Annotated in this window: 24 protein-coding genes and 3 pseudogenes; 15 read left to right on the top strand and 12 right to left on the bottom strand. The window is 69.3% G+C overall.

All coding sequences use genetic code 11. The annotated features are described in order from the left end of the window. Positions 1-224: 224 nt before the first annotated feature. The gene (locus tag ACZ5IK_RS41715) at positions 225-1,112 is read right to left on the bottom strand and encodes a lysostaphin resistance A-like protein (protein ID WP_465492763.1); all 888 of its coding nucleotides are present in this window, start codon (positions 1,110-1,112) and stop codon (positions 225-227) included. Between the two features lie 158 nt (positions 1,113-1,270). On the opposite strand from ACZ5IK_RS41715, the gene ACZ5IK_RS41710 reads away from it, so the two are divergent. Further along, a complete protein-coding gene (locus ACZ5IK_RS41710) occupies positions 1,271-1,666 on the top strand; it encodes a hypothetical protein (protein ID WP_465492758.1) in 396 nt (131 codons plus the stop codon). 4 nt (positions 1,667-1,670) lie between these two features. Here the strand turns inward: ACZ5IK_RS41710 and ACZ5IK_RS41705 are convergent, their stop codons facing one another. Beyond that, on the bottom strand, positions 1,671-2,240 hold the full coding sequence (locus tag ACZ5IK_RS41705; protein WP_465492757.1) for a TetR/AcrR family transcriptional regulator: 570 nt from the start codon (positions 2,238-2,240) through the stop codon (positions 1,671-1,673). Positions 2,241-2,315: 75 nt separating this feature from the next. Here ACZ5IK_RS41705 and ACZ5IK_RS41700 point away from each other — a divergent pair, with 75 nt between their 5' ends. Next, positions 2,316-4,055: an ABC transporter ATP-binding protein gene (locus tag ACZ5IK_RS41700; RefSeq protein ID WP_465492756.1), complete on the top strand. Its 1,740-nt coding sequence runs from the start codon at positions 2,316-2,318 to the stop codon at positions 4,053-4,055. Positions 4,056-4,059: 4 nt separating this feature from the next. On the opposite strand, the gene ACZ5IK_RS41695 is transcribed toward ACZ5IK_RS41700, so the two are convergent. The 7 genes from ACZ5IK_RS41695 to ACZ5IK_RS41665 all read right to left on the bottom strand — a co-directional run bounded on the left by ACZ5IK_RS41695 (position 4,060) and on the right by ACZ5IK_RS41665 (position 9,228). Further along, the gene (locus ACZ5IK_RS41695; protein ID WP_465492755.1) at positions 4,060-4,818 is read right to left on the bottom strand and encodes a zf-HC2 domain-containing protein; all 759 of its coding nucleotides are present in this window, start codon (positions 4,816-4,818) and stop codon (positions 4,060-4,062) included. Further along, the gene (locus ACZ5IK_RS41690) at positions 4,781-6,004 is read right to left on the bottom strand and encodes a PP2C family protein-serine/threonine phosphatase (protein ID WP_465492754.1); all 1,224 of its coding nucleotides are present in this window, start codon (positions 6,002-6,004) and stop codon (positions 4,781-4,783) included. Before ACZ5IK_RS41690 ends, ACZ5IK_RS41695 begins: the two co-directional genes overlap by 38 nt. Beyond that, positions 6,001-6,999: an ATP-binding protein gene (locus ACZ5IK_RS41685; protein WP_465492753.1), complete on the bottom strand. Its 999-nt coding sequence runs from the start codon at positions 6,997-6,999 to the stop codon at positions 6,001-6,003. The genes ACZ5IK_RS41690 and ACZ5IK_RS41685 overlap by 4 nt, the downstream gene beginning before the upstream one ends. Continuing rightward, positions 6,996-7,421 carry an ATP-binding protein gene (locus tag ACZ5IK_RS41680; protein ID WP_465492752.1) on the bottom strand — a complete coding sequence of 142 codons (426 nt, stop codon included), beginning with the start codon at positions 7,419-7,421 and terminating at the stop codon, positions 6,996-6,998. Before ACZ5IK_RS41680 ends, ACZ5IK_RS41685 begins: the two co-directional genes overlap by 4 nt. Continuing rightward, entirely contained in the window at positions 7,411-7,809 is a 399-nt protein-coding gene (locus tag ACZ5IK_RS41675) for an STAS domain-containing protein (protein ID WP_465492751.1), read from the bottom strand. The genes ACZ5IK_RS41680 and ACZ5IK_RS41675 overlap by 11 nt, the downstream gene beginning before the upstream one ends. Beyond that, a complete protein-coding gene (locus tag ACZ5IK_RS41670; RefSeq protein ID WP_465492762.1) occupies positions 7,806-8,675 on the bottom strand; it encodes an STAS domain-containing protein in 870 nt (289 codons plus the stop codon). The genes ACZ5IK_RS41675 and ACZ5IK_RS41670 overlap by 4 nt, the downstream gene beginning before the upstream one ends. A gap of 94 nt (positions 8,676-8,769) precedes the next feature. Then, positions 8,770-9,228, bottom strand: a complete 459-nt coding sequence (locus ACZ5IK_RS41665; RefSeq protein WP_101608643.1) for a MarR family winged helix-turn-helix transcriptional regulator — start codon at positions 9,226-9,228, stop codon at positions 8,770-8,772. Between the two features lie 133 nt (positions 9,229-9,361). On the opposite strand from ACZ5IK_RS41665, the gene ACZ5IK_RS41660 reads away from it, so the two are divergent. The 7 genes from ACZ5IK_RS41660 (at position 9,362) to ACZ5IK_RS41630 (ending at position 16,557) form a co-directional block, all read left to right on the top strand. Beyond that, positions 9,362-10,552, top strand: coding sequence for a PP2C family protein-serine/threonine phosphatase (locus tag ACZ5IK_RS41660; RefSeq protein WP_465492750.1), 1,191 nt, complete (start codon positions 9,362-9,364; stop codon positions 10,550-10,552). An 86-nt stretch (positions 10,553-10,638) separates the two neighbouring features. Beyond that, positions 10,639-11,379, top strand: coding sequence for a GNAT family N-acetyltransferase (locus tag ACZ5IK_RS41655; protein ID WP_465492749.1), 741 nt, complete (start codon positions 10,639-10,641; stop codon positions 11,377-11,379). Continuing rightward, the gene (locus ACZ5IK_RS41650) at positions 11,330-12,322 is read left to right on the top strand and encodes an isopenicillin N synthase family dioxygenase (RefSeq protein WP_465492748.1); all 993 of its coding nucleotides are present in this window, start codon (positions 11,330-11,332) and stop codon (positions 12,320-12,322) included. Before ACZ5IK_RS41655 ends, ACZ5IK_RS41650 begins: the two co-directional genes overlap by 50 nt. 70 nt (positions 12,323-12,392) lie before the next feature. Next, a complete protein-coding gene (gene tdh, locus ACZ5IK_RS41645) occupies positions 12,393-13,424 on the top strand; it encodes an L-threonine 3-dehydrogenase (RefSeq protein ID WP_465492747.1) in 1,032 nt (343 codons plus the stop codon). After that, complete coding sequence (locus ACZ5IK_RS41640; protein WP_465492761.1) at positions 13,424-14,602, top strand: glycine C-acetyltransferase; 1,179 nt, start codon at positions 13,424-13,426, stop codon at positions 14,600-14,602. The genes tdh and ACZ5IK_RS41640 overlap by 1 nt, the downstream gene beginning before the upstream one ends. After that, entirely contained in the window at positions 14,602-15,516 is a 915-nt protein-coding gene (locus ACZ5IK_RS41635) for a LysR family transcriptional regulator (protein ID WP_465492746.1), read from the top strand. Before ACZ5IK_RS41640 ends, ACZ5IK_RS41635 begins: the two co-directional genes overlap by 1 nt. Positions 15,517-15,555: 39 nt before the next feature. Beyond that, complete coding sequence (locus tag ACZ5IK_RS41630; RefSeq protein WP_465492745.1) at positions 15,556-16,557, top strand: TerC/Alx family metal homeostasis membrane protein; 1,002 nt, start codon at positions 15,556-15,558, stop codon at positions 16,555-16,557. Here ACZ5IK_RS41630 and ACZ5IK_RS41625 read toward each other — a convergent pair. Further along, on the bottom strand, positions 16,554-17,117 hold the full coding sequence (locus ACZ5IK_RS41625) for a TetR/AcrR family transcriptional regulator (protein ID WP_465492744.1): 564 nt from the start codon (positions 17,115-17,117) through the stop codon (positions 16,554-16,556). The genes ACZ5IK_RS41630 and ACZ5IK_RS41625 overlap by 4 nt on opposite strands. 81 nt (positions 17,118-17,198) lie before the next feature. Between ACZ5IK_RS41625 and ACZ5IK_RS41620 the strand changes: the two genes are divergently transcribed. Together ACZ5IK_RS41620 and ACZ5IK_RS41615 are read left to right on the top strand one after the other, a co-directional pair. Beyond that, positions 17,199-18,254: an FAD-dependent oxidoreductase gene (locus ACZ5IK_RS41620; protein ID WP_465492743.1), complete on the top strand. Its 1,056-nt coding sequence runs from the start codon at positions 17,199-17,201 to the stop codon at positions 18,252-18,254. 114 nt (positions 18,255-18,368) lie between these two features. Then, a pseudogene (locus ACZ5IK_RS41615) lies at positions 18,369-19,558 on the top strand (HNH endonuclease signature motif containing protein). Positions 19,559-19,892: 334 nt separating this feature from the next. Here ACZ5IK_RS41615 and ACZ5IK_RS41610 read toward each other — a convergent pair. Together ACZ5IK_RS41610 and ACZ5IK_RS41605 are read right to left on the bottom strand one after the other, a co-directional pair. Then, positions 19,893-20,675 carry an alpha/beta fold hydrolase gene (locus ACZ5IK_RS41610; protein WP_465492742.1) on the bottom strand — a complete coding sequence of 261 codons (783 nt, stop codon included), beginning with the start codon at positions 20,673-20,675 and terminating at the stop codon, positions 19,893-19,895. After that, on the bottom strand, positions 20,672-21,040 hold the full coding sequence (locus ACZ5IK_RS41605; RefSeq protein ID WP_465492741.1) for a LysR substrate-binding domain-containing protein: 369 nt from the start codon (positions 21,038-21,040) through the stop codon (positions 20,672-20,674). The genes ACZ5IK_RS41610 and ACZ5IK_RS41605 overlap by 4 nt, the downstream gene beginning before the upstream one ends. A 9-nt stretch (positions 21,041-21,049) precedes the next feature. Between ACZ5IK_RS41605 and ACZ5IK_RS41600 the strand changes: the two are divergent. From ACZ5IK_RS41600 to ACZ5IK_RS41585, 4 genes and pseudogenes are all read left to right on the top strand, one after another. Continuing rightward, positions 21,050-21,720, top strand: a pseudogene (locus tag ACZ5IK_RS41600) (acyl-CoA dehydrogenase family protein); the annotation flags it as partial. A gap of 11 nt (positions 21,721-21,731) precedes the next feature. Then, positions 21,732-22,746 (top strand): annotated as a pseudogene (locus ACZ5IK_RS41595) (CaiB/BaiF CoA transferase family protein). Then, positions 22,743-23,504 (top strand): HTD2 family dehydratase, encoded by a 762-nt coding sequence (locus ACZ5IK_RS41590; protein ID WP_465492740.1) that lies wholly within the window; start codon positions 22,743-22,745, stop codon positions 23,502-23,504. The pseudogene ACZ5IK_RS41595 and the gene ACZ5IK_RS41590 overlap by 4 nt, the downstream one beginning before the upstream one ends. A gap of 21 nt (positions 23,505-23,525) precedes the next feature. Next, positions 23,526-24,479: a helix-turn-helix transcriptional regulator gene (locus tag ACZ5IK_RS41585; RefSeq protein ID WP_465492739.1), complete on the top strand. Its 954-nt coding sequence runs from the start codon at positions 23,526-23,528 to the stop codon at positions 24,477-24,479. The last annotated feature ends 93 nt before the right edge of the window (positions 24,480-24,572 follow it).

The following is a 24,572-nucleotide window of genomic DNA, read 5'->3' as shown; positions in this document are numbered from 1 at the left end:
GACAACCCCGCCAAGAGCGTCAGTGGCTTTCCGGGCCAGACCCTGCCAGGCCCCCGTCCGTACACATCATCATCACTGTGGCTTTCGCGACACGGCCGCTGGGCATCACGAACTTGCGAACACTCGCACGGAGAATCCAGTAGGTACCTCAGGCGCCCTTGGCTAGAACCCGAAACGCCACTCACGACCAACCCGACCCACCACTTTCTGCCCCTCTGGTCGCCTCACATCAGCAGCAACGGCAGCGTGTTCATCGCGGTGTGCACGGCGATCGGCGCCCACAGGTTGCGGTAGCGGGACCACAGGTAGCCGGTGAACAGGCCGAAGAACCCTTGGAAGGCGACGATCGCGCCCAAGGTCAGGGGGAGTCCTCCCTGGCCGTGTGTCGGCAGATGCAGCCAGGCGAACAGCAGCGACGCGAGCAGGATTCCCGGCCAGCGCCCGAAAAGCGCCTCCAAGCGGGTCTGCAGCATGCCGCGGAAGAAGACCTCTTCGAGCACGTTCGCGGTGAAGAAGGTCAGCGTCGCGCCCACCGCGAGAACCACCGGGTCGGGATAGTCCTCGGCGGTGGGGAGCGGTGGGGCGAGCGGGCCCAGGACTGACAACCAGCCGAACACGAACACGGCCGGGATCGGCGCGAGCCACTGCCAGGTCCGGCGAGGCCGCCACGTGAGCCGGAACGGATCCGGTTCTCCCGAGGTCCGCAGGATCCGCAAGAGAAACAGTGGCAGCAACAGGAACACGAGTGGTTTGGCGAGCGCCCAGACGTCGCGGACGAGTGCTTGATGTCCCGCCGTGGACACCAGGAACAACGCCAAGGGCCACAAGAAGGCGATGAGCGCCAAGGCCGTCGCTTGTCTGCTCAGTCCGCGCCGGTCGGTCACTTCGGGGAGCAGTCTGGGTGCGTGGAGCGGGACCCCGTGGACCAGCAGGATCCCGATCAGCGCGGGAATCAGGGCGCCCGCGAGGGAGAGCCCCTTGTCCGAATCCGCGGACGGCTTGATCGTGTCGTGCCCGGTCGCCAGCAGCAGCGCGGGGGCGGCGGCGAACACCGCGACCCCACCGACGAGGATTCCCCAGGCGACACCCGAACGGGTGCCGGTTTTTTCCATCACCGGAAAAGGATCATCGAAGCGGGGCGTGCCCGCGTCATCCTTTCGGACGACTTCAGCCGGCCAGGTGCTCCCCTTCTGTGCTGCCCTTTTGGCCCTTGTCCTGGTTTCCCGATCTCGCCAAGCTGCTCTTGTCCTGAACAGACAGGGGAGTGGTCGTGGTGAAGTTCTGGAATTCGCTGGGGATCGTCGGGGCGAGCGTGCTGTGCGCCGCCGGGATCGCGGTGGGATCGGCCCCGCCCGCCGACGCCGCGGCCAAGGCGAGCTACACGTGGCTGGACCTGGTCACCGGACGTGGCTACAGCGGTACCACCGCCCGGTTGTCCGGGAACGAAGCCGAAGTACCTCCGCGGGGCCCGTCGCTGGATTGCCGGGATCCGCATCTTTCCGGATCGGGTTACGCGCTTTCCTGCTTGGGAGACGACTTCCAGGTCTTCGTCGACTGCTCGGACGGCGACCGGTACGCCTACGGCCGGGGCGCGGGGGAGTACCGGATCATCTTCACCTGCCCCAGTGGCGCCACCGCGCTGCGTGGCGGCGCCTTCGGCAACTGAGGCCTCAGTCGACCGCGATGACCTTTTCCAGGCTGCGCAGGCACAACGTGAGCGCTTCGTGCTTCGGGGTCTTCTCCCGGACCATCTCCCAAGCCGTGTAGAGCAGGCTCCACAGCAGCTGCAGCAACCATTCCTTCGTCATCGCCGGGTCGACCGTGCCCTCGCGGTGCCCGCGTTCGATGAGCCCGAGCAGCACGCGGTCGTCGTCGCTCTCCTCCTGCCATTCGGGCCGGGTCATCAGATCCGGCATGGTGAACAGCAGCTGGAAGACGTCGGCGTGTTCGAAGTACTCCTGGCACAGCCTCGCCAGCGCCGCCGGGGCCGGGCCTTCGTCGAGCCGGGCCCGTTCGGTGCCCTGGGAGATCTTGTCGAGGGCGTCGTGGCTGATGGCGTCGATCAGGTCCGAGCGCTCCGCGAAGTATCTGTGCACCGTGGTGCGCCCGACGTTCGCCGCCGCCGCGATGTCGGCCAGCGTCGCGCTCGGCTGTTTCGTCAGCTTCTCGATGGCCGCGTCCAGGATCGCGCGCCGGGTCCTCGCCCGGACACCCGTCTCGGTGACCACACCCTCACTCATGGCCGGTACCGTACCTCGCTCCCCGATCCGGAACTCGCTTGACGATTTTAGAACACGCGTGTTCCATTGGGAACCATGGATACTCCACGATTGAAGGTGCTGTGGTCGTTCGCGCGGCCGCATAAGGGGGCACTCGCGATCGGCCTCGTGCTCGCCCTGCTCGGCTCCGCGACCGGCCTGGCCACGCCCATGGTCACGAAGTGGGTGCTCGACTCGCTCGGCTCGTCGGCTTCGCTGGCCGGACCCGTGCTGGCGCTGCTCGGCCTGATGCTGGTGGGCTCGGTGATCTGGCTGACGCAGTGGATCCTGCTCGGCACGGTCGGCGAGCGGGTGGTGCTGAAGGCGCGGGATTCGATGGTGCGGCGGTTCTTCCGCGCCACGATCCCGGCGATCACCAAGCGGCCGACAGGGGAACTGGTCACCCGCGTCACCTCGGACACGGTGCTGCTGCGCGAAGCGGCGTCGTCCAGCGTGATCGGCCTGATCAACGGTGTCGTGATGCTCGTCGGCACCCTGGTGCTGATGAGCGTGCTCGACCCGGTGCTGCTGGGCACGACGGTGGCGGCCGTGGTCGTGGTGATCGCGCTGTTCGCGTGGCTCATGCCCGCCATCGCGAAGGAACAGGAGAAGGTGCAGGACAGGGTGGGCACGCTCGGCGGTGTGCTGGAGGGCGCGTTGCGGGCGATCCGCACGGTGAAGGCCAGCCGTGCCGAAGCCCGGCAGTCCGAACGGATCCTGGTCGACGCGGAGGCCGCCGCGGTGCACGGCGTCCGCGCGGTGCGGCGGCAGGCCGTCGCCTGGGTGGTGGCGTGGTCGGGAATCCAGGGCGCGATCCTGGTGATCCTCGGCCTCGGTGCCTGGCGCGTCGGCGCGGGCCTGCTCGAGGTGTCGAGCCTCATCGCGTTCCTGTTGTACGCGTTCGCGTTGATGGAGCCGATCACCGAACTGAGCCAGAACATGACCGCGTTGCAGTCGGGGATCGCCGCGGCAGGCCGGATCCGGGAGATGGACGCGATGGAGATCGAAGAGGACAAGGTGTCTTCGCGGCCGGAAACCGTGCGCGAGCAGGACGGCCCGGTTCTGGAACTGCGCGGGGTGACCGCGGGCTACGGCGGCCGACCGGCGCTGCGGGACGTCTCGCTGAAGATCCCGAGGCGCGGGCACACCGCGATCGTCGGGCCGTCCGGTGCCGGCAAGACCACGATGCTGTCGCTGATCATGCGGTTCGTTCGGCCGCAGTCGGGTTCACTGCTGCTGGACGGGCGTGAGTACGCGGACCTGCCGTACGCGGACGTGCGGACACGGCTGGCCTACGTCGAGCAGGAGACGCCGATCGTGCCGGGGACGATCCGCGAGAACCTGCTCTTCACCCACCCGGACGCGACCGAAGAGGAGGTGCTGCGAGCGCTCGGCGAAGTCCGCCTGAGCGACAAGATCGCCGCCCTCGAGGAAGGGCTGGACACGCCGCTGTCGTCGACGTCGGTGTCCGGCGGGGAACGCCAGCGGATCGCGCTGGCCAGGGCGATCCTGCGCACGCCGGACGTCGTGCTGCTGGACGAGGCGACCGCGCAGGTGGACGGCCGGACCGAGAGCGCGATCCACGACTGCATCCGGCGGCGGGCCGTCGAGGGCGCCGTGGTGACCGTGGCGCACCGGCTGTCCACGGTGATCGACGCGGACACCATCGTGGTGATGGAGGAAGGCCGCGTGCGGGCGAGCGGCAGCCACGAGCAGCTGCTCGCCACCGACACGCTGTACCGCGAACTGGTGGAGGCGCTGCGGATCGCGGGGGAGGGTGCCCCGGTCCCCGGCTGATCGCTCAGGCGGAGACGGCGCGGACCCCCGGCGGCATCTCGCGGTTGACCTCGTCGAGCCGGGTGGCGACGGTCCGGCAGGGTTCGCAGCCCGCCAGATGCGCGGTGATCAGGTTCGCGCGGCGGTCCGGCACCCCGCCGCGGAGCCACGCGCCCATCCGTCGCCGCGCTTCCTGGCAGCACGGCGTTCCCGTTTCGGGGACCTGCGCCTGCAGGAAGGCTTGGCGCAACCCTTCACGGGCGCGCAGGGCCAGGACGGCGGCGCCGTTGGGGGACACCCCCAGCAGCGGGGCCACCACCTTCGGCGAGTCGCCTTCGGCCTCGGTCCGCCACAGCACGGTCCGCCAGCGGCCGGGGAGCGCGCAGTAGGCGGTCCACGCCAGGCGAGCGTTCGAGCGGAGGATGAGGAGCTCCTCCGCGCCCACGGCTCCGGCGGCCATTTCGATCGCCGGAGCCGTGCCGTACAGCTCGACCCGCTTGCGGTGATGGCTCCATTTGGCCACCAGGTTCCGCATGGTGACCGCGAGATAAGGGCGGAGGTTGTCCCGGGGGCCGCCTCCGGCGCGGATGACGCCCAGGACGCGCACGAAGGCCTCGGCCACGAGGTCGTCCCGTTCCGCGGGCTCGGTGACCCAGCCCGCCGCGAGACGGCGGAGCGGTTCGGCGTGCCGCCGGAACAACGCTTCGCCGGCGGCGATGTCACCGGCGCGGAAGGCGTCGAGCAGCTCAGCGTCCGCTGCGTCCGGTTCGACGTCGTCCCTCATCCGGGTCACCGTAACCCGCCGAACGGCGGATCGCGATGACCACGGTGTCGTCGGCGTGCAGGACGATGTCGAGCATCTCGGTGGCGAGGGCGTCCGGGATCTCCGCGGTCGGCCGCCCGGCGTTCCGTCGCGCTGCCGCGAGCAACCGGGCTTCCCCTTCCTGGAAGTCTTTGCGGCTTTCGACGAGCCCGTCGGTGTAGATGACGAGCAGGTCGCCGTCGGCGAGGGTGCGGTGCACGAGGCTCCGGCTGCCGGGATCGGGGAAACCGATGCCCCGGCCCGAAGTCGCCGCGGCGAGCAGTTCGGTGCCGCCGTCGGTGACGAGCACCGGACGGGGGTGGCTGCCGTTGGCGAAGGTGACTTCGCCGGTCGCCGGATCCAGCCGGGCCAGCAGTACGGTCGCCATCAGATCGGGTTCGATCGTCGCCAGGGTGCGCGCGGTCCGGCCGATCAGATCGCGGAACGGATGGCCTTCCAGCGCCAGGGTGCGGATGGCGTGGGTGACCGTCAGCGCGTGCCGGGTCGAGGTGACGCCGTGCCCGACCGCGTCGACGAGGGTGATGTGGACGCAGCCGTCGGGCAGCACGAACCAGTCGTAGAGATCCCCGCCGGTCGGGGAATCCTGCTGGCTCGGCGCGTAGTGCACGGCCAGCTCGAAGGGACCGGCGGGCGGTGGCGGTGGGCGCAGCGCGTCTTCGAGCTCGCGGAAGATCACCGCGTGCGCCTTGCGGAGTTGCTCGTCCCGTTCTTCCAGCTCGACGTACATCGCGAGCACGCCGCTGTTCGTCTCGGCCAGTTCGTGTTTGAGCTCGCGCTGGTCCTTGGCGACCGCGTCGGCACGGGCGACCAGCGCCAGCATCTCGTCCCTGGTGGCCACTTCGTCGTCGTCCGCAGCCGGAACGGGCTCGGCGCTCGCGTCGAGATGCCAGGTCAGCCTCGTGCCCTCGCCCGCGGCGGGAAGGAGGGGGAGCGTGGTGCGCCGACGACGCCCGACGGGCCGGGACGACTCCAGCGTGACGGACAGCCGCCCGTCGGCCATGGTGGTCGAAAGCTCCGGCGCGGGACCGTTTTCGGCGAGCAGGGACACCGCGAGCACCAGCCGGGCGCGTTGTTCGGCCGGGACCCCGGCGGCCGCGCACGCCTCACGCACGCGACGGCGTAACCGGACAATGGAAGTGTCGGTCACGGAAGCCCCTTTCCCGGCCCGAAGGCGATCAACGCGGCGTCGTCGCGAAGGTCGCGGTGACGGTGGGCGAGATCCGCGGCGAAGAGCGTGGTGGCCGGGAGCGGCCCGAGCGCCGCCGGACCGCGCCAAGCGGCGCTGATCCCGTCGGTGTGCAGGACCAGGAGTTCGTGGCCGGTCAACGGAAGTGCCCGTACCCGGACGGACGGCAGGGTGAAGCCGACGACGCCGGGGATGCTCAGCAACGGCTGCGTGTGTCCCGGCGTCAGCACGAGACCGCCGATGTTGCCGACGCCGCAGAACTCGAGCCCGCTCTCGGAGAGCCGGGCGAGCGCGACCGCCGCGCCGCGGGTCTGCCGCAGCGTCCGGTGCATGGCGTTCAGGTGCTCGGGCAGCGGGCGGTCGGGATCGCGGCGGAACACGGCGATCGCGGCTTCCGCGGCGTCACTCGCTTCCGGGCCGTGGCCGAGTCCGTCGACGACGACCGCCGTGCGGACGCCGGGCATCGACGAGACGGCCAGCGCGTCACCGCACCGCTCTTCGCCTTCGCGGGGGAGCCGGACGTGCGCGAAATCGGCGATTTCGTGTCCCGGCGCGAGGATCCTGGCGGCCGCGACGGTGCCGACCCCCGCCGCGGAGCGGATGCGGAACTCGGTCGCGAGCCTGCCGACGGCGCCGAGTCCGGTGCCCAGTGTTTCCGTGGTGCTGTTGCCGTCGACACGCCAGTGGTCCAGATCGGCCATCCCCGGGCCGGTGTCCACGGCGTGGATGTCCACCCCCGGCCCGGCCAGTGAGCGCTGGACGAAGACGGAGCCGCCGCCGGTGTGCTTGTCGAGATTGCTCGCCAGTTCCGAGGCGACGACGGCGGCGCGTTCGGCGAGGACCTCGGGAAGACCCGCCTCGGCCGCGACTTCGCGAGCGGCCCGGGTCGCCGCGTAGACCGCGCTGACGTGGTCGATGTGGACCAGCCGGGTGAGCGACGCGTCGGCGACGGTCATGGCTTCCAGCGGACGACGGTGACCGTGGTGCCCTCGCCGGGCACGGTGTCGATGGTGAACTCGTCGACCAGCCGCCGGGTGCCGCCGAGGCCGTGCCCGAGACCGGCGCCGGTGCTGAAACCGTCGGTCATGGCCAGCTCGACGTCCCCGATACCGGGACCTTCGTCGCGGACGGAGAGGGCGAGCCCCACCCGCCCCCGGCGGTCCCGGACGACGGCGATGGTCATCGTGCCGCCACCGCCGTGGATGTAGGCGTTGCGCACGAGTTCGCTGGCGGCGGTCACGATCTTCGTCTGGTCGACGATCGAGAAACCCGCCGCGACCGCGTCGGCCCGCACCGCGTGCCGGGCGGTGAGCAAATCCTCTTCCGCGCGCACGGCGTGGTCACGCGCTTCGGCGGCGGCGAGCTCGTCAGGAAGCACGAGGCGCCTCTTCGGCGGCCTCGACGGGACGGCGCCACCCCAGCAGTTCCATGGCCTGTTCCGCGTTGAGCGCGGTCTGGACGCCGGTGAGCTGCAATCCCAGCTCGGACAACGTGATCGCGACGGCGGGACGCATCCCGGCGACGATCATCCTGGCGCCGAGGAGCCGCCCGGTGGCGGCCAGTTCCATCAGCACCCGGGCGACGAACGAGTCGATGATCTCCAGCCGGGAGATGTCGAGGATGACGCCGCGGATCCCCTTGTCGGAGATCCGGGCGGTGAGTTCGCCGGTGAACCGGAGCGCGGTCGTGTCGTCGAGGTCGCTGAGCAGCCCGCTGATCAGGATGTCCCCGAGCTGCAGGATTGGCAGGCCCGCTTGCTCGTTCACCCGGTCACCACGCCGGGCCGGGCGTGGTCGTCGATCAGCCGCATCGCGGAGGCCAGCGCGTCGGCGAGCGAACCGCGGGTTTCGATGTGCGAGAGGTCGATGCCGAGCTGGGTGACGGTCTGCGCGATCGACGGCCGGACACCGCTGATCAGGCATTCCGAGCCCATGAGCCGGACGGCGCTGACGGTCTGCAGGAGGTGGTGCGCCACCGCCGTGTCCACTGTGGACACACCGGTGATGTCGATGATGGCCACCCTGGCCTCGTGGGCCTGGATCGCCTCCAGCAGGTTGCTCATCACCACCTGCGTGCGGGCGCTGTCGAGGGTGCCGATCAGGGGGACCGCCAAGACCTGGCGCCACAACCGCACCACCGGGGTGGACAGTTCCAGCATCTGCTGGTGCTGGCGGCGGATGATCTCTTCCCTGCCTTCGACGTACACCGAGAAGGTGAGCAGGCCCGCGGCGTCGAGGAAGCGGTTCACCTGCAGGGCGGCCTGGTAGCGGACCTCGGGATCCTCGGTGCGGCGTTCGAGGGCGGCGAGCGTGGTGCGCTTGAGCGCGAGGATCGCCATGGCGGTGGAGGTCGGCGCGGCACCGGCGCGGGCACGGCGTTCGGACAGCCCCCGCAGCGCGGCACGGACGGCTTCGTCGCGGTCGACGATCCGTTCCAGGCGTAGCTCTGTACCGAGGGCCACGCGAAGCGCTTCGAGGAGTTCTTTGGCCTCGCGCCGGAGTTCCTGCTCGCCGGTCCACGCGGGCGAATCGGTCAGCTGCCGTCGGACCCAGTCCTCGACCAGGCCTTCCTGGTCGGCGTCGAAGATCCGCGACAGCAGGTCCCGGACGGCGGAGTCGTCGGTCCCCTGCACCACACCTCCACGGTGTTCGTGTCGTGCGAGCACGACTGTTGTCATATGACAACAGTGACCCTACTCCAGTGGTGGCGTGGACACCCTCTGGGCGTCAGAACCCCGCCGCGGCCTCGCGGAACTCGCGCAGCCCGGCGGCGAGCGCGGTCCTGGCCTCCGGAGTGAGCTTTCCCAGCACCGACTCCAGGCTTTCGCGGCGGCGTGCCCGCAGGTCACGCAGGTACGCGCGGCCTCGGTCGCTGAGCCGCAAGGTGACCTCGCGACGGCTGTGCGTGCCGGGCAGCCTGTCGACGAAGCCGACGGCTTCCAGCCGGTCGCACAGGCGGCTCACCAGCGGCGGGGTCGAACCCAGCAGCTCGGCGAGGGCGCGCAGGTTCAGCCCGTCGTGGTGGTCGAGAGCCACGACAGCGCGTACCTGGGACGTCGACAGCGGACGCGGTGACGCCTCGCGAGCGCGTTCGAACATGATCTCGAGCAGCTCGGCCGTCTCGGCCACCGCCGCCGCCACCGTTTCGGTGCCGGGCGGCTCGGAGGACCGATTCACGACACCCACTCTCGCATCCTTATGCTGAACTTGTCAGCTCAGCACATCGCGGCACGTCCACCGGCCGGTCCGCCAACGCGGTGCGGACGGCTTCGCCGGTGTCCGAGTGAGACGCCGGTTCCCGGTGTGCGGAGGCGACGACGTGGACAGATCCTTGGCGGTCGAGCGGATTCTGAGAGGCGTCCAGCCGCACCAGTTGCTCGACGGCCTGCGTTCGGCGCTCAGGGAGCATTTCGGCGCCGTGGTCGTCGACCTGCTGATGGCCGACTACAGTCTCGCGGAACTGCGGCGGGTGACCGTGCTGCCCTACACCACCGACCCGGTCTCGGTGGCGGGCACGACGGCGGGCGAAGCCTTCACCACGCAGGGCGCGACGTTCGAGACCGTCGAGGACGGCATCCGCGCTCACCTCCCGGTCTCCGTCCGCGGTGATCGGCTCGGCGTCCTCGCCGTCACCCTCCCCGAAGACCAGGAACCGCCCGTCTGGGCCGAACTCGGCCGGTTCGCCGAGGCACTGGCACACGAGGTCTTCGTCGCCGACCGCGACACCGACCTCTACGTACAGGCACGCCGGTCGTCCCGGCTCACGCTCGCCGCCGAAATGCAGTGGCAGCTGCTCCCCGGTCGCGCGTGCGCCCGCCCCGAATTCGCCCTCGGCGGGCAGCTCGAGCCCGCGTACGCCATCTACGGCGATTGCTTCGATTGGTCGGCCTCCGCGCGCAAGCTGTCGGTCACGCTGGTCAACGGCATGGGGGACGGTGCGAGTGCGGCGCTGCTGACCAACCTCGCGATCAACGCGCTTCGCAACGCGCGGCGGGCCGGGATCCCGCTCGATGCCCAGGCCGAACTCGCGGACCAGGCCCTCTACGCCCAGCACCGGGGCCAGGAGCACGTCGCGACCCTTCTGCTGGAGTTCGACCTCGCGACCGGCGCGATCGACGCCGTCGACGCCGGATCGCCCCGCCTGTGGCGGTTCCGCGACGGCAAGGCCGACCGGGTCACCTTCGACGAGCAACTGCCGCTCGGCACCTTCGAGGACACCGCGTACACCGTGGAGCGCCTGCAAGCGCTGCCCGGTGACCGCTTCGTGTTCGTCAGCGACGGCGTCTACGGCGTGGAGGGCCCGCACGGCGAGCTCTACGGAGACCGTGAACTGGCCGAAGCCATCGTCGCGACCGCGGACCTGCCCGCGGCCCATGTGCCGAGGGCGGTGCTCGCCGAGCTGGGCGAGCACCGGGGTGACGGGCCCGCCGCCGACGACGCCATGGTCGTCTGTCTCGACTGGTTCGGGCCGAACCCCGCCGCCGACCTCGCGGTGACCGCCGGATCCTGAGGCCGCTCGGCCTGCCCGGTGTCGCGCACGCGTGTTCACGATGTGGGAGCGGGAATGAAAGCCCGCCCGCCGATGTCGCAGCCGTCATGGTCACCCCTTTCGATGATCCGGCCTGGGCCTCTCTGACCGGCCCGCACGCCCACTTCGCCGAACGCTTCGGCCAGGTCCTGCGCTACCAGGTCGATGTCGCCCCCTTCTTCGCGCTGCCACCCGAACCGGACGACGGCGTGTGGGCCGACGTCGCCGCGTTGGCGGGCCCTGGCGAGACGGTCACCGTCCACAGCACACTGCCCGTCCCGGCGGATTGGGAAGTCCTCGGCAGGATCGCCGGGGTCCGGCTGGTCGACGTCGCGCTCGAAGTCGCCGAAGATCCCGAAGCCATCCGGCTGGGACCGGAGGACGTCCCGGAGATGCTCGACCTCGTCGAGCGGACCAAACCGGGACCGTTCCGGCAGCGGACCATCGAATTGGGGACATACCTGGGAATCCGGCGTGGTGGCGCGCTGATCGCGATGGCGGGGGAGCGGCTGCACCCGCCCGGCTGGACCGAGATCAGCGCCGTCTGCACCGACTCCGCTTACCGAGGTCAAGGGCTGGCGACCCGGCTCATCCGCGCGGTGGCGGCGGGAATCCGCGCCCGTGGCGAGCGGCCGATGATGCACGCCGCCGCGACGAACACCTCCGCCATCCGCCTGTACCGGTCGATCGGTTTCGAGCTGGCACCGCGGCCGGACTTCGTGTCCGTCCGTGTCCCTGAAACCACCGAAGGAGGACTTCATGACAGCGTTGCCCGTGATCGATCTCTCGCGGTTCCGGGTTCCCGGTGATCGCGAGGCGTTCCTGGCCGACCTGCGCCGGGCGGCTCGCGAGGTCGGGTTCTTCTACGTCGTAGGGCATGGCGTGCCGCCGGAACTGTCCGAAGGGATCTTCTCGGTGGCGCGCCGCTTCTTCGCGTTGCCCGAGGCGGACAAGCTCGCCATCGAGAACGTCGAGTCCCCGCAGTTCCGGGGATACACCAGGACCGGGAACGAGTACACCGGCGGTTCCCGCGACTGGCGGGAGCAGATCGACGTCGGCCCGGAGCGCGCAAGCGCCGAGCCGTCGCCCGGCGATCCGGCGTGGGCGCGGCTGATCGGCCCGAACCAGTGGCCCGAGGCGGTGCCGGAGCTGCGCGAGGTCACCTTGGCGTGGCAGGCGGAGGCGTTGCGGGTGAGCCGTGAGGTGCTTCGCGCGCTCGCGGCGAGCCTGGGGCAGGACGAGGGCTACTTCGACGCGTGGTTCGACGACGAGGCCGCCACGCACCTGAAGATCGTCCACTATCCGCCGAGGCCCGCCGCCGACGAACAGCAGGGAGTCGGCTCGCACAAGGACTACGGCTATCTCGCGCTGTTGCAGCAGGACGAGATCGGCGGTCTGCAGGTGCGGGGAGACGACGGGAGCTGGATCGACGCCGTGCCGGTCCCGGGCAGTTTCGTGGTCAACATCGGCGAGATGCTGGAAATCGCGACTCAGGGCTACCTGCGGGCGACCCGGCACCGGGTGCTCAGCCCGCCCGCCGGGGTGGACCGCTACTCGGTGCCGTTCTTCCTCGCGCCGCGTCTCGACGCCGTCGTCGAACCGCTGGAACTGCCCGAAGATTTGGCCGCGGCCGCTCGCGGGATCAGCCAGGACGCGGACAACCCGTTGCTCGCCTCGTACGGCGAAAACGCCCTGATCGGATGGTTGCGTTCGCATCCGAAGGTGGCGAAGCGCTGGTACCCCTCCTTGTGAAGACACGCTAACGAGCGAATTCAGAAACTCGCGATGGACTGAACAGCGCCGCCGGGCCAGACTTCGCGCAATGAAGGCATTGGTCAAAGCCGACCGGGCACCGGGGCTGGAACTCACCGACGTTCCGGACCCCGCGGTCGGCCCCGGCGACGTCGCCGTCCGCGTGCTGCGCGCCGGGATCTGCGGTACCGATCTGCACATCGATTCCTGGGACGACTGGGCGGCACGCACCATCGCCGCGCCGCTGGTCATCGGGCACGAGTTCGTCGGCGAGGTGGTCGAGATCGGCCGGTCGGTGACGACGGTCAAGGTGGGCGATCTGGTCAGCGGCGAGGGACACCTCGTCTGCGGGAGCTGCCGCAACTGCAAGGCGGGCAGGCGGCACCTGTGCGCCAGGACCAAGGGCCTCGGCGTGCACACCGACGGCGCGTTCGCGCAGTACGCGGTGCTGCCCGAGATGAACGCCTGGGTGCACCGCACCAAGGTCGACCTGGACATCGCCGCGATCTTCGACCCGCTGGGCAACGCCGTGCACACCGCGCTGTCCTTCCCCGTCATCGGGGAGGACGTGCTGGTCACCGGCGCCGGCCCGATCGGCATCATGGCCGCCGCCATCGCGCGCCACGCGGGCGCGCGCAACGTCGTCGTCACCGACGTCAGCGAGCACCGGCTGGAACTGGCCCGCAAGGTCGGCGTCGACCTGGCGCTGGACGTCTCCTCCACGACCATCGCCGACGCGCAGGAGCGGCTCGGCATGGCCGAAGGCTTCGACGTCGGCATGGAGATGAGCGGACGGCCCGAGGCGCTGCGCGACATGATCGCGAACATGTCCCACGGCGGCCGTGTCGCCCTGCTCGGCCTCCCCGCCTCCGACGTGTCGGTGGACATCGCCGCCGTCGTGCTGAAGATGATCCAGATCAAGGGGATCTACGGCCGCGAGATGTTCGAAACGTGGTACTCGATGTCCGTGCTGCTGCAAGCGGGACTGGACATCTCGCCGGTGATCACCCACCGGTTCGGCTACACCGAGTACGAGAAGGCGTTCGCCACGGCCAGGGAAGGCCGTTGCGGCAAGGTCATTCTGGATTGGACGGAGAACTGATGTACGGCGCGATGCGCGACGACCTCAAGGCCGGGCTCGCCGAAATCCGGGAAGCCGGGCTGTACAAGGGTGAGCGGGTGATCCGGGGACCGCAGCGGGCTTCGGTCAGCGTCGCCGAAGGCGAGGTGCTGAACTTCTGCGCCAACAACTACCTCGGCCTCGCCGACCACCCGGCCCTGGTCAAGGCCGCGCAAGAGGCGCTGGACCGCTGGGGCTTCGGCATGGCGTCGGTGCGGTTCATCTGCGGGACGCAGCAGCCGCACAAGGAACTCGAGGCGAAGCTCTCGGAGTTCCTGAGCACCGAGGACACGATCCTCTACAGCTCCTGTTTCGACGCCAACGCAGGGCTGTTCGAGACGCTGCTGACCGACCAGGACGTCATCATCTCCGACGAGCTGAACCACGCGTCGATCATCGACGGCGTCCGGCTGTGCAAGGCGAAGCGGATGCGTTACCGCAACCGCGACGTCGCGGATCTGGAGGCGCGGCTCAAGGAGGCGTCCGGCGCGCGTTACCGGATGATCGCCACCGACGGCGTGTTCTCCATGGACGGTTACCTCGCGCCGCTCGACGAGATCTGCGCGCTGGCCGAGCGCTACGACGCCCTGGTGATGGTGGACGACTCGCACGCCGTCGGCTTCACCGGCCCGACCGGTCGCGGCACGCCGGAACTGTTCGGCGTGCAGGACAAGGTCGACGTGCTGACCGGCACCCTCGGCAAGGCGCTCGGCGGGGCGAGCGGCGGTTACACCTCGGGCCGCGCGGAGATCGTCGAGATGCTGCGGCAGCGATCCCGGCCGTACCTGTTCTCGAACTCGCTCGCACCGTCGATCACCGCCGCGGCGCTCGCCACGCTGGAACTGTTGGACGAGTCGAGTGAGCTGCTGGGCAAGCTGCGCGCCAACACCGAACTGTTCCGGCGCCGGATGACCGAGGCGGGTTTCGACCTGCTCCCCGGTGAGCACCCCATCATCCCGGTGATGATCGGCGACGCCGCCAAGGCGGGCAAGATGGCCGATCTGCTGCTCGACCAGGGCATTTACGTGGTCGGGTTCTCGTACCCGGTGGTTCCGCACGGCAAGGCCCGGATCCGGACGCAGATGTCGGCCGCGCATTCCACCGACGACGTGAACCGGGCCGTCGACGCGTTCGTGACGGCAAGGTCCATGATGGACTGATGATCGATCCGCGACGGCTGCGGGTACTGCGCGCCCTCGCCGACCACGGCACCGTGACGGCGGCGGGCCAGGCGCTGCACCTGACGCCGTCCGCCGTCTCCCAGCAGCTGGCCGCCCTCGAAGCCGAGTGCGGCCAGCAGCTGTTGAGACGGCGGGGCAGGCGGGTTTCGCTGACCCCCGCGGGTGAATTGATGGTGGTGCACGCGAACGCCGTCGCCGCCGAACTGGAACGGGCGCGGGCCACCCTGGCCGCGCTCGACACAGGTGTCCAGGGGATGGTGCGGCTGGCGAGCTTCGCCTCCGCGATCACGATGGTCGTCGCGCCGGCGATCGCCGCGCTGCGCGCCGGTTCCCCCGGGGTTTCGATGCAGGTGCAGGACGTCGAGGGGCACGCGAGCATCCCGCTGCTGCTCGACGGCGAGGTCGACCTGGCGATCACCGAGGAGTACCGGCTCTCGCCACGGACGGATGAGAGCAGGCTCACCCGGTTCCCGTTGTACGCGGAGCCGTTCGACGCCGTGCTGCCCACCGCGCACCGGCTGGCGGAAGCGTCCGAAGTGGACATCGACGAACTCGCCGACGACGACTGGATCGCGCCGAAACCGGGGAATCCCTGCCGCGACGTGCTGATGATCGTGTGTGCCAACCCGGCGATCCGGCACGTGTCCGACGACTTCCACGCGATCACCACCCTGGTCGCCGCGGGCGAGGGCGTGGCCTTGGTGCCGCGCAACGCTTTCACCGCCGTCCCGGGTGCTGTCGCCGTCCCGTTGCGCGGCGAGCCACCGCTGCGCCGCGTGTTCGCCGCGGTCCGGCGGGGGAGCGCGGATCATCCGCTGCTCAAGACCGTTCTCGCGGCACTGCTGGACGCGGCCCCCCGGCATGCGAATGCGGACCCGGGGGCTCGCCCTTAGGATCGGGGCTCCTGCCGTCGAAAGAAAGACAGGGCGCGGATGCTCCAGATCGATGGCCTCACCTGGATCGTCACGATCGGGTTGATTCTCGGGCTGCTGGCACTGGATCTCGTCCTGGCGGCCGTGCGGCCGCACAAGGTCGGCTTCGGCGAAGCGGTGGCCTGGTCGGTCGGCTACATCCTGGTCGCGGTGGCGTTCGGCGTCTGGCTGACGCTGGCGCACGGCGGCGACTTCGGGCAGCAGTACTTCGCGGGCTACATCGTCGAGAAGAGCCTGTCGGTCGACAACCTCTTCGTCTTCGTGATCATCATGAGCACCTTCGCGGTTCCCGAGGAACATCAGCACAAGGTGCTCACGTTCGGCATCGTGGTCGCGCTGATCATGCGCGCGATCTTCATCGCGCTCGGTGCCACACTGCTTTCGTTGTTCTCCTTCATGTTCCTGCTGTTCGGATTGCTGCTGATCTACACCGGGATCCAGCTGTTCCGGCATCGCGACGAGGATCCGGACATCGAGAACAACGTGGTGGTGCGGACGGCGCGCCGCCTGCTGCCACTGTCCAAGGAGTACGACGGCGGCAAGCTGTTCACCCGGCTCGAAGGGAAGCGGGTGGGCACGCCGCTGGTCGTGGTGCTGCTCGCGATCGGCGGGATCGACCTGCTGTTCGCGCTGGACTCGATCCCGGCGGTCTTCGGCGTCACCGACGAGCCGTACCTGGTCTTCGCCGCCAACGCTTTCGCCCTGCTGGGCCTCCGCGCGCTGTACTTCCTCGTGAAGGGCCTGCTCGATCGCCTGGTCTATCTGTCGGCCGGGCTCGCGGTGATCCTCGGGTTCATCGGGATCAAGCTGATCCTGCACTGGGCCCACGTCGACATCGACGACAGCGTTCCGGAGATCTCGACGCCGATCAGCCTCGCGGTGATCATCGGCATTCTCGTCGTGGTGACGGTGGCGAGCCTGCTCAAGACCCGAAAAGATCCTTCCGCCAAGGCGCATCCGGGCTCGCTGCGCGCCTCACGTCCCGCTTCCGAAGACGACTAGCGCCAGCCGTTGGCGAGGAGGTCGAAGATCTCCTCGACACCCTTTCGGGGATCCGGCGTTCCCCTCGTGAGCGCCGGGATGTCCAGGACGAACCGCGCGAGCGCGCGGCAGGCGGCATCGCCGGGGTCCGCGCCGGTGTCGTCGGCGATGGCGGCGCCGAGGGCCGCGGCGTGCCGGGTCCACATGCGCTCGCCGTACTCCTGCAGCGCGGGGGTGCTGTTCACCAGTTCGGTGAATTCGGCGTACTGGGGATGCTCCGTGAGCGGGAGCCAGGTGGCGAGCACGTACTCGCGCAGCGCCTCGACGATGCCCTGACCCGCCGCGCGCTCCCGTACTGCCGCGATCAAGCGCTCTTCCCTGCCCTGGGACTCGTCGAAGACCAGTGCTTCCTTGCCGGGGAAGTGCTTGAACAGCGTCGTGGTCGACACGTCGGCCGCCTCGGCGATGTCGCGGATGCTCACCTGGTCGTAGCCCCGCTCCAGGAACAGGTCCAGCGCGGCGTCCGCGAGCGCCTGACGGGTCGCGGCCTTCTTGCGTTCACGCCGTCCCGGTGTCTCCATGAGCGAAGTCTAGCGCATGAGTTGCCACGGTCACGAAGTTGACTCATTGCACTTTTTAACTCGTTCTGCTTTTCTGGGTTCATGACGATCAGCATCATCGGAGCGGGCCCCGGCGGCCTGACCTGCGCCCGCATCCTGCAGAAGCACGGCATCCCCGTGACGGTCTACGACCGCGACCCCCATCCCCACGCCCGTAACCAGGGCGGCACCGTCGACCTGCACGCGGACGACGGTCAGCTCGCCCTGCGCGAGGCGGGCCTGCTCGACGAGTTCTTCGCGCTAGCCCGGCCGGAAGGGCAGGAAATGCGCAAACTGGATCCCGCTGGGACGCTTTTGGAGCACCACGTCCCGGACGAAGGCGAACTCTTCCGCCCGGAGATCGACCGAGGACGGCTACGCGACCTCCTGCTCGACTCGCTCGAGCCGGGCACCGTGCGGTGGGGGCAGGCCCTGGACAAGGTCGACGGCTCGCGATTGTCCTTTGTGGACGGGACGACCGTCGAAACGGATCTGATCATCGGCGCCGACGGCGCATGGTCACGGGTCCGCCCGGCGGTGTCCTCGGCCGTCCCGGAGTACGCCGGGATCACCTTCCTGGAAGCCTGGTTCGACGACGTCGAGAACGCGCACCCCGAACTCTCCGCCCTCGTCGGTCAGGGCAGCGCCATGGCGGCCGACGGCGACCGCTGCCTGTTCGCCCAACGCAACGGCGGTGACCACATCCGGGTCTACATCGTCCAACGCCTGCCCGCGGACTGGGTCGGCGCCAGCGACACCCCGGAGCTCCGCACCCGGCTGCTCGACGCGTTTTCCGGCTGGGCGCCGAAGATGCTGCGGATGATCACCGACAACGACGGGCCGTACATCGATCGCCCGCTGTTCGTCCTCCCGGTCCCGCACACGTGGGAGCACTCGCCGATGGTGACTTTGCTGGGCGACGCCGCCCACCTGATGCCGCCGCTCGGCGTCGGCGCCAACCTGGCCATGCTCGACGCCTGCGAACTCGCCCTCGCGCTGGCCGGCTCCGCCACGATCGGCGATGCGGTCGCCGCTTACGAGAAGATCATGCTGCCCCGGTCGGTGAAAATCGCCCGGGATCTCGAGAACGGCGCCGAGGGTTTGCTCGATTTGGACTAGCGCTGAGGTTTCACGCCGCATTTCCGGAAATCGGCAAGGGCTTGGTGCTCCCGGTTTCCGGAAAGTGTCGGTGGCTGGTTGTAGGTTCGTCGGGTGGCTACTACTGAAGCCTTTATGGCTCCCTTGAAGGAAATTCCCGATCCTCTCACCTTGGGCGATGAGGAGTGTGTGGCGTTGGCGCGGGCTGTGTCGGCTGATATCGCGCGGTTGGAGGCGGTGCGGTTTCGGGCGGTCGCGCAGTTGTCTCGGCATCGGGATGGTGCGCGGAGTGTGGTGCAGGAGGTCGCTTTCGCGTTGTCTGTTGTGGACGGTCATGCGGGTTCGATGGTCGCCGCGGCGGAGGCGTTGACGTCTCGTCTGCCTCGGACGTTGGGGTTGATGGATCAAGGGAAGGTGAGTGGGTTCGGGGCGATGAAGGTCGCGGCGGCGACGGCGTGGCTGTCCGACGAGGATGCTCTCGCTGCCGATGCTCTGCTGGAGGATCGGTTGCCGGGGAAGAATTCTGGGCAGATTCGGAAGGCGGCGGGTCATGCGGCGATCACGGTGGATCGTGAGGGTGCGGGCAGGCGTGCTGAGCGGCATCGTGGCGGGCGTCGGTTGACGATGCGCCACGGTGAGACGGGGGTGGCGTCGATCGAGGTCGAGGACGGCCCGGTGGAGAAGGTGACCGCCGCGTATGTGCGGATCGATCGTGAGGCTCGGGCGTTGAAGACCGGTGGGGAGACCCGCACGCTGGACCAGCTCCGTGCCGACGTCGCGCTCGATCTGCTGTTGGGTGGTCAGGGCGGGAAGAGTGAACGGGCGGAAGTGTTTCTGTACATGGATTTGTTCACCTATCTGGGGTGAAGGATGATCCGGCGGAACTGGCGGGGCATGGTCACATCCCCGCCACGTTGGCCCGGGAGATCGCGACCGGGGCGGACACGGTGCTGCGCCGGATCATCACTGATCCGTTGTCCGGGCAAGTACTTGACCTTGGCCGCGACCGGTATCGCCCCACTGCGGGTCTCGACGAGTTCGTCCGGGTGCGGGATCGTGAGTGCCGAAGACCGGGCTGTCACCGTCCCGCTCGGGCCTGCGATCTCGACCATGCGGTGCCTTGGGAGTTCGGTGGCCATACCAATGCTGATGAGCTGATCGATTTCTGCCGTCGTGATCATCGGTTGAAGGACGAGCCTGGGTGGGTCTATCGGCTTGCGGCTGATGGCACTCTGACGATCACCACGCCTACTGGGCAGTCCTACGACAGCACGCCACCACCGCTGCACGAACCCCGCCCGGCTGACGAACCACCGCCGTTCTGAGCCGTCGCCGCAAAACGGCCACGGCACTAGCGCGGTGGTAGGAGTCGCCGTCACCACGCGCCGCAAGTCTGCGCCTCGTTGGCCGGAGAGCCGCCCTTTCCGCTTTGGTGATCGCCGACAAAGCCGTATACCGCTGAGAAGCACCAGTGCCGTGATCGTGAGCAGGGAAGCGATCCACGGGGCGGAGGTCTTGCCTACGAGAGTCGTGATCGGCACGGTCAGGAGCATGCCGCCGACCGAGAGGCCTTGAGCGAGCCTGGCGGCCACGAGGATCACGGGCGCGAGGATGCCGATCGACGCGTGGCCGACCGCGAACACGACGGCCGTGCATGGTCTAACCCAGGAAGTCGCTGACCAGATCGCTCGCCTCGGGACGGCATTCGTCGAAGTAGGCGTGCCGCGCCCCGGCGAAGAGACGCATCCGCGCGTCGGGAATCCGGCCGGCCAGCAGGGGTGCGTTCGCCGGCGGTGCGAGCAGGTCGTCGTCGCCGTGGAGGACCAGGGTCGGCGCCGTGATGTCCGGGAGCGCGGCCCAGGCGTCGTGGCTGTTGCTCGCGACGAGATGTCCGCGGACCGCGTGCGGCGGCATGCCGTGGGCGCCCAGCACCCGGTACGGGCCGGGGTGCGAGGCACGCCAAGCTGGCGTGTACATCAGGTTTTCCAACGTTTCCCGCGCTTCGGCCGAGGAGCGCCTGGCGAGGGCAAGCCGCACGTCGTTCGACCGCTCGACACCGTGCGTGCCGCCCGGCGAGGTGCAGCCGAGGACGAGCCGCCGTACCCGGTCCGGATACCGCGCGGCGACCCATTGCGCGACGCGGCCGCCCATCGAGGTTCCGTAGACGTCGGCCACTTCGACGCCGAGTTCGTCGAGGACCGCGATCACGTCGTCCGCGAAACCCGTTGTGGAGTAAGCGGAATCGGGTGCGTCGCTGGCACCGGTGCCGCGGTAGTCCATGGTGATCGTGCTCGGGAAGTCCCCGCGTGTGCGATCCCACCAGGTGTGGTCGTTCGCCTGCCCGGCCAGCAACACGAGCGGCCTGCCCGTGCCGTGCCACTGGTACGCCAGCCGGGTGCCGTCGGTGGCGACGGCGTGGCCGGTGCGGGGGAGCGTGGTCATCCTTCTCCTGTTCGGTCTTTCCAGAGCCGGGCCGAGAGCCACTCGTCCTCCCGCACGGTCTGGTGGATCTGCTGGACCAGCGCCCGCGCGACGGCGTCGACGGCGGGCGTGACCCGGCCGGTCTGGGGCATGCCGAGGACGACGGTGCGCCAGACCTCCGGTTCGGCGACCGGGGCCGCGCTCAGGGTGCCGTGGGCGACGTCCGCGGCGATGTCGATGCCGGGCAGGATCGTCCAGCCGTGCCCGCCCAGCACGAGGCGTTTCTGCAGTGTCATGGAGTTGGCCTGCACGGTGACCTCCCTCTCGGCGCCCGCCTCGCGGGCCGCGCCGTCGATGAGGGTCCGGAGCCTGTCATCAGGGCTCATGATAACCACATGACCGAAGAAGTGGCCGCGATCGTCGAACTGGTGGCGGAGTTCGTGGATCGCGAGGTCCGGCCCGTCGCACAGGAGCTCGACCACACCGTCGTCGCGAAACTCCTCGCCACGTACGGCATTCAGGAGCAGAAGGACGCCTACCTGCCGAAGATGGCGACCGGCGAGATCCGCGCGACGATGGCCCTCACCGAGCCCGGCGGCGTTCGGACCTGCAGGCCCTCCGCACCACGGCGCGGCATGAGGGTGACGAGTACGTCGTCAACGGCAGCAAGACGTGGATCACCAACGCGCGCTGGTCGCAGCTGGTCGCGCTGCTGTGCAAGACCGACCCGGCGGCCGAGCCGGCGCACAAGGGGATCTCCGTTCTGCTGGTGGAGAAAGGGCCGGGCTTCCAGGTCTCGCGGGACCTGCCAAAGATCGGCTACAAGGGCGTCGAGAGCTGCGAGCTCTCCTTCGACGACTTCCGCGCCCCTGTCACGGCGCTGCTTGGTGGCGAAGAGGGGCGCGGCTTCGCCCAGATGATGCGGTGCCTGGAGATCGGCCGGATCCAGGTCGCCTGCCGGGCGCTCGGAGTCGGACGGGCCGCGTTGGAGGATTCCCTGCGCTACGCCCAGGAACGCGCGGATCTGGAGGCGGGGATGGCGAAGCTGTTCGCTTCCGAGGCCGCACCGTCGTCGCGCTGGAGCAGGTCGTCGCCGCGCCGTTCGCCTCGCGCCAGCTAGCCGACCTGGGCGCGCGGGTCATCAAGATCGAACGCCGGGGCGTCGGAGACTTCGCCCGTGACTACGACCGGACCGTGCACGGCCAGTCGAGTTACTTCGTCTGGCTCAACCGGGGCAAGGAAAGCGTCGAACTCGACATCAAGGATCCGGCCGATCGGGCGCTGCTCGGCTCTATGATCAGCCAGGCTGACGTGTTCGTGCAGAACCTCGTCATCGGACGAAGAAAGCGTACGACCTGCTGGTGTAGTGCGAAACCGGGCTCGTGATGTCCACCGGGACCCCGGAGACCCCGGCCAAGGCAGGGATCTCGATCGCCGACATCGCCACCGGGTTGTACGCCTACACCGGCGTCCTCACCGCGCTTTACGACCGCGAGCGCACCGGCGAGGGCGCGAGCCTGCACGTCGCGATGATCGACTCACTCGGCGAATGGATGAGCCAGCCAGCCTATTTCTCCCGGTACGGAAGGGAATCGCCGCGGCGCACGGCGGCGTCACATCCGTCGATCTCGCTGTACGGCCCGTACGGCACCGGTGACGACAAGGTCTTCCTGAGTGTCCAAAGTGAACGGGAATGGGTCGTGCTCTGCCGGGATGTTCTCCACCAAGAGGACCTCATCGGCGATCCGCGCTTTCGGACCAACGACGACCGCGTCGCCCACGACGAAGAACTCACCGCGATCCTCGAACAGGCATTCAAGGGTTCGACAGTCGACGAGGTCGGCGAGTTGCTGGAGCAGGCCGGATCGCCAACGCCCGGCTGCGGACGCCCGAGCAGTTCACCCGGCATCCGCAGCTGACCGCGCGGAACCGCTGGCGTTCGGTGGAAACCCCGGCCGGTGCACTGGAGGCGTTGCTCCCGCCCGTCGAAGTGGCGGGCCGGGAAGCGGTGATGGGGCCGGTTCCCGCGCTGGGCGCGCACAACGAGTCGATCCGGGCCGAGTTCGGTCCCGGCGAGGAGGTTCGAGGGTGAAGGAAGTGGCCGAGGTTCCGCAGCCGGGCCCGGCGGAGGCATTGAGCTCGCTGCTCGACGTCGAGATGCCGGACCTGGAGCGCGACGGGCTGCCGTTGCTGTGGACGCTCGGGCCGTTGCGATGCGGGCTGCCCGCGAAACGGCGTACGGAAGTGCTTTCCGTGCAGGAGAAACAGGGACGCACCGGACGGCTGACCTTCGTCGTGACCGGGCACAAGATCGTCCAGGACGACCGCGACCACGTCCGTGACGTCGAAGGCTATCCGGGGCTGCTCACCTACGGGCCGTTGCAGGCGCTCGCGATGGCCGAGGCCGCGCGGAGGCAGGGGATGAACGATCTCCTCGCCAGTGCGAAGACCTTCCTGTTCGTGCCCGGTCACCGGCCGGACCGGTTCGCCAAGGCCGCGGCGAGCGGCGCGGACGCCGTGGTGCGACCCGCTTTCGGGAGCGTCGACCTGGCCGCCCAGCTCGGCGTCGACCACCTGTCGCACGAGGCGTTGCGGTACGCGCGATCCGCGCTGGTCGTCGCCGCGGCGGCCGCGGGGAAGGCGGCCCCGATCGACGGTGTCACCACGGCACTCGACGCCAGGTGGCCGTGGTGGACGGCCGGATGGTCGACCGGCCGGTCGAACTGCGCGCCAGGGCGATCCTCGACCGCGCGGGTGAGCCATTCCGACCAGTCTGATGACGCCGACTCGCCCTGGCAGCGCCCGCCGCTTGGCGGTAGCGTTCCGGAGGCGGATTTTTCGTTACGGTGAACGGAAAAGAGGCGTGGTCCGGTGCACGAACCGATTGTGACGGAATTCGCGACCACCGATCCGGAACAGGCGCGTGCCTTGATCGCGGAGGCTTACCGCGACAACCGGCTGCAGGTCCGGGGTACCGTCGAAAACTACCGTTTCGAGCACAACCGCTGTGATCTCGGGGACGTGCACTTCGACTTCCTGCACAACACGCTGACCACGGAGGTCGCCGTCCAGCCGTTGGGCAGGGTGGTGCTGCTGCGCGTGCTGGGCGGTGTGCTGGAGCTCGATGACGGCATCGGCCACCGTCGGCTCGGTCCCGGAGACGTGTTCGCGGGCCCGCACCCCGGTCACGACTATCGGACGGGCATGCACGGCGCGCGGCTGCAGGTCACCGGGATCGACCTGTCGCTGTTGACGGGGATCGATCCGGCGCAGGACGGCGGGACGGTCGAGCGCTTGTACTACGAGCCGGTGAGCCGGGTGAAGGCGCGGCGATGGCGCCAGACGGTCGAGTACGTCACGGGGCTGTTCTCCGAACCGGAAGTGGAGAACGGCCCGCTCGTGCTCGGGGCGGCCGGGCGGCTGATGGCCGCGGTGGCCCTGGACACCTTCACCGCGGGCACCGGCGACTCCAGTCCCGGTGACCGCCGGAACGCCGTCCCGGACACCGTGCGCCGCGGGATCGCTTTCCTGGAGGCGAATCCGGATCTCGACCTCGGCGTCGCCGACATCGCCCGCGCCTGCCGGGTCTCGGTGCGGGCCCTCCAGCTGGCGTTCCGCCGTCATCTGGACACCACCCCGATGGCCTATCTGCGCCGGGTCCGGCTGGATCGGGTCCGGGCGGAGCTCCGCGACGCGGAACCCTGCGGAGGCGCGACGGTCACCTGCATCGCGGCGAAATGGGGCTTCCCGGACGGCAGCCGGTTCAGCGCGCAGTACCGCGCGATCTACGGCGAGTCGCCAGGTCAGACGCTCCGCAAGCCCTGAGGTTCGTTTTCGTCGGGGAAAGTCTGCGTTTTCGCTGCTGGACGAGCGCGTCCGGGACCGGTTCCATGGAATCCGGCACCAGCAACGCCGAGC

Source organism: Amycolatopsis sp. NPDC031561 (assembly GCF_055580625.1).
The sequence above is the reverse complement of the archived record's forward strand: the minus strand, read 5'-3'. Positions and strand labels throughout refer to the sequence as shown.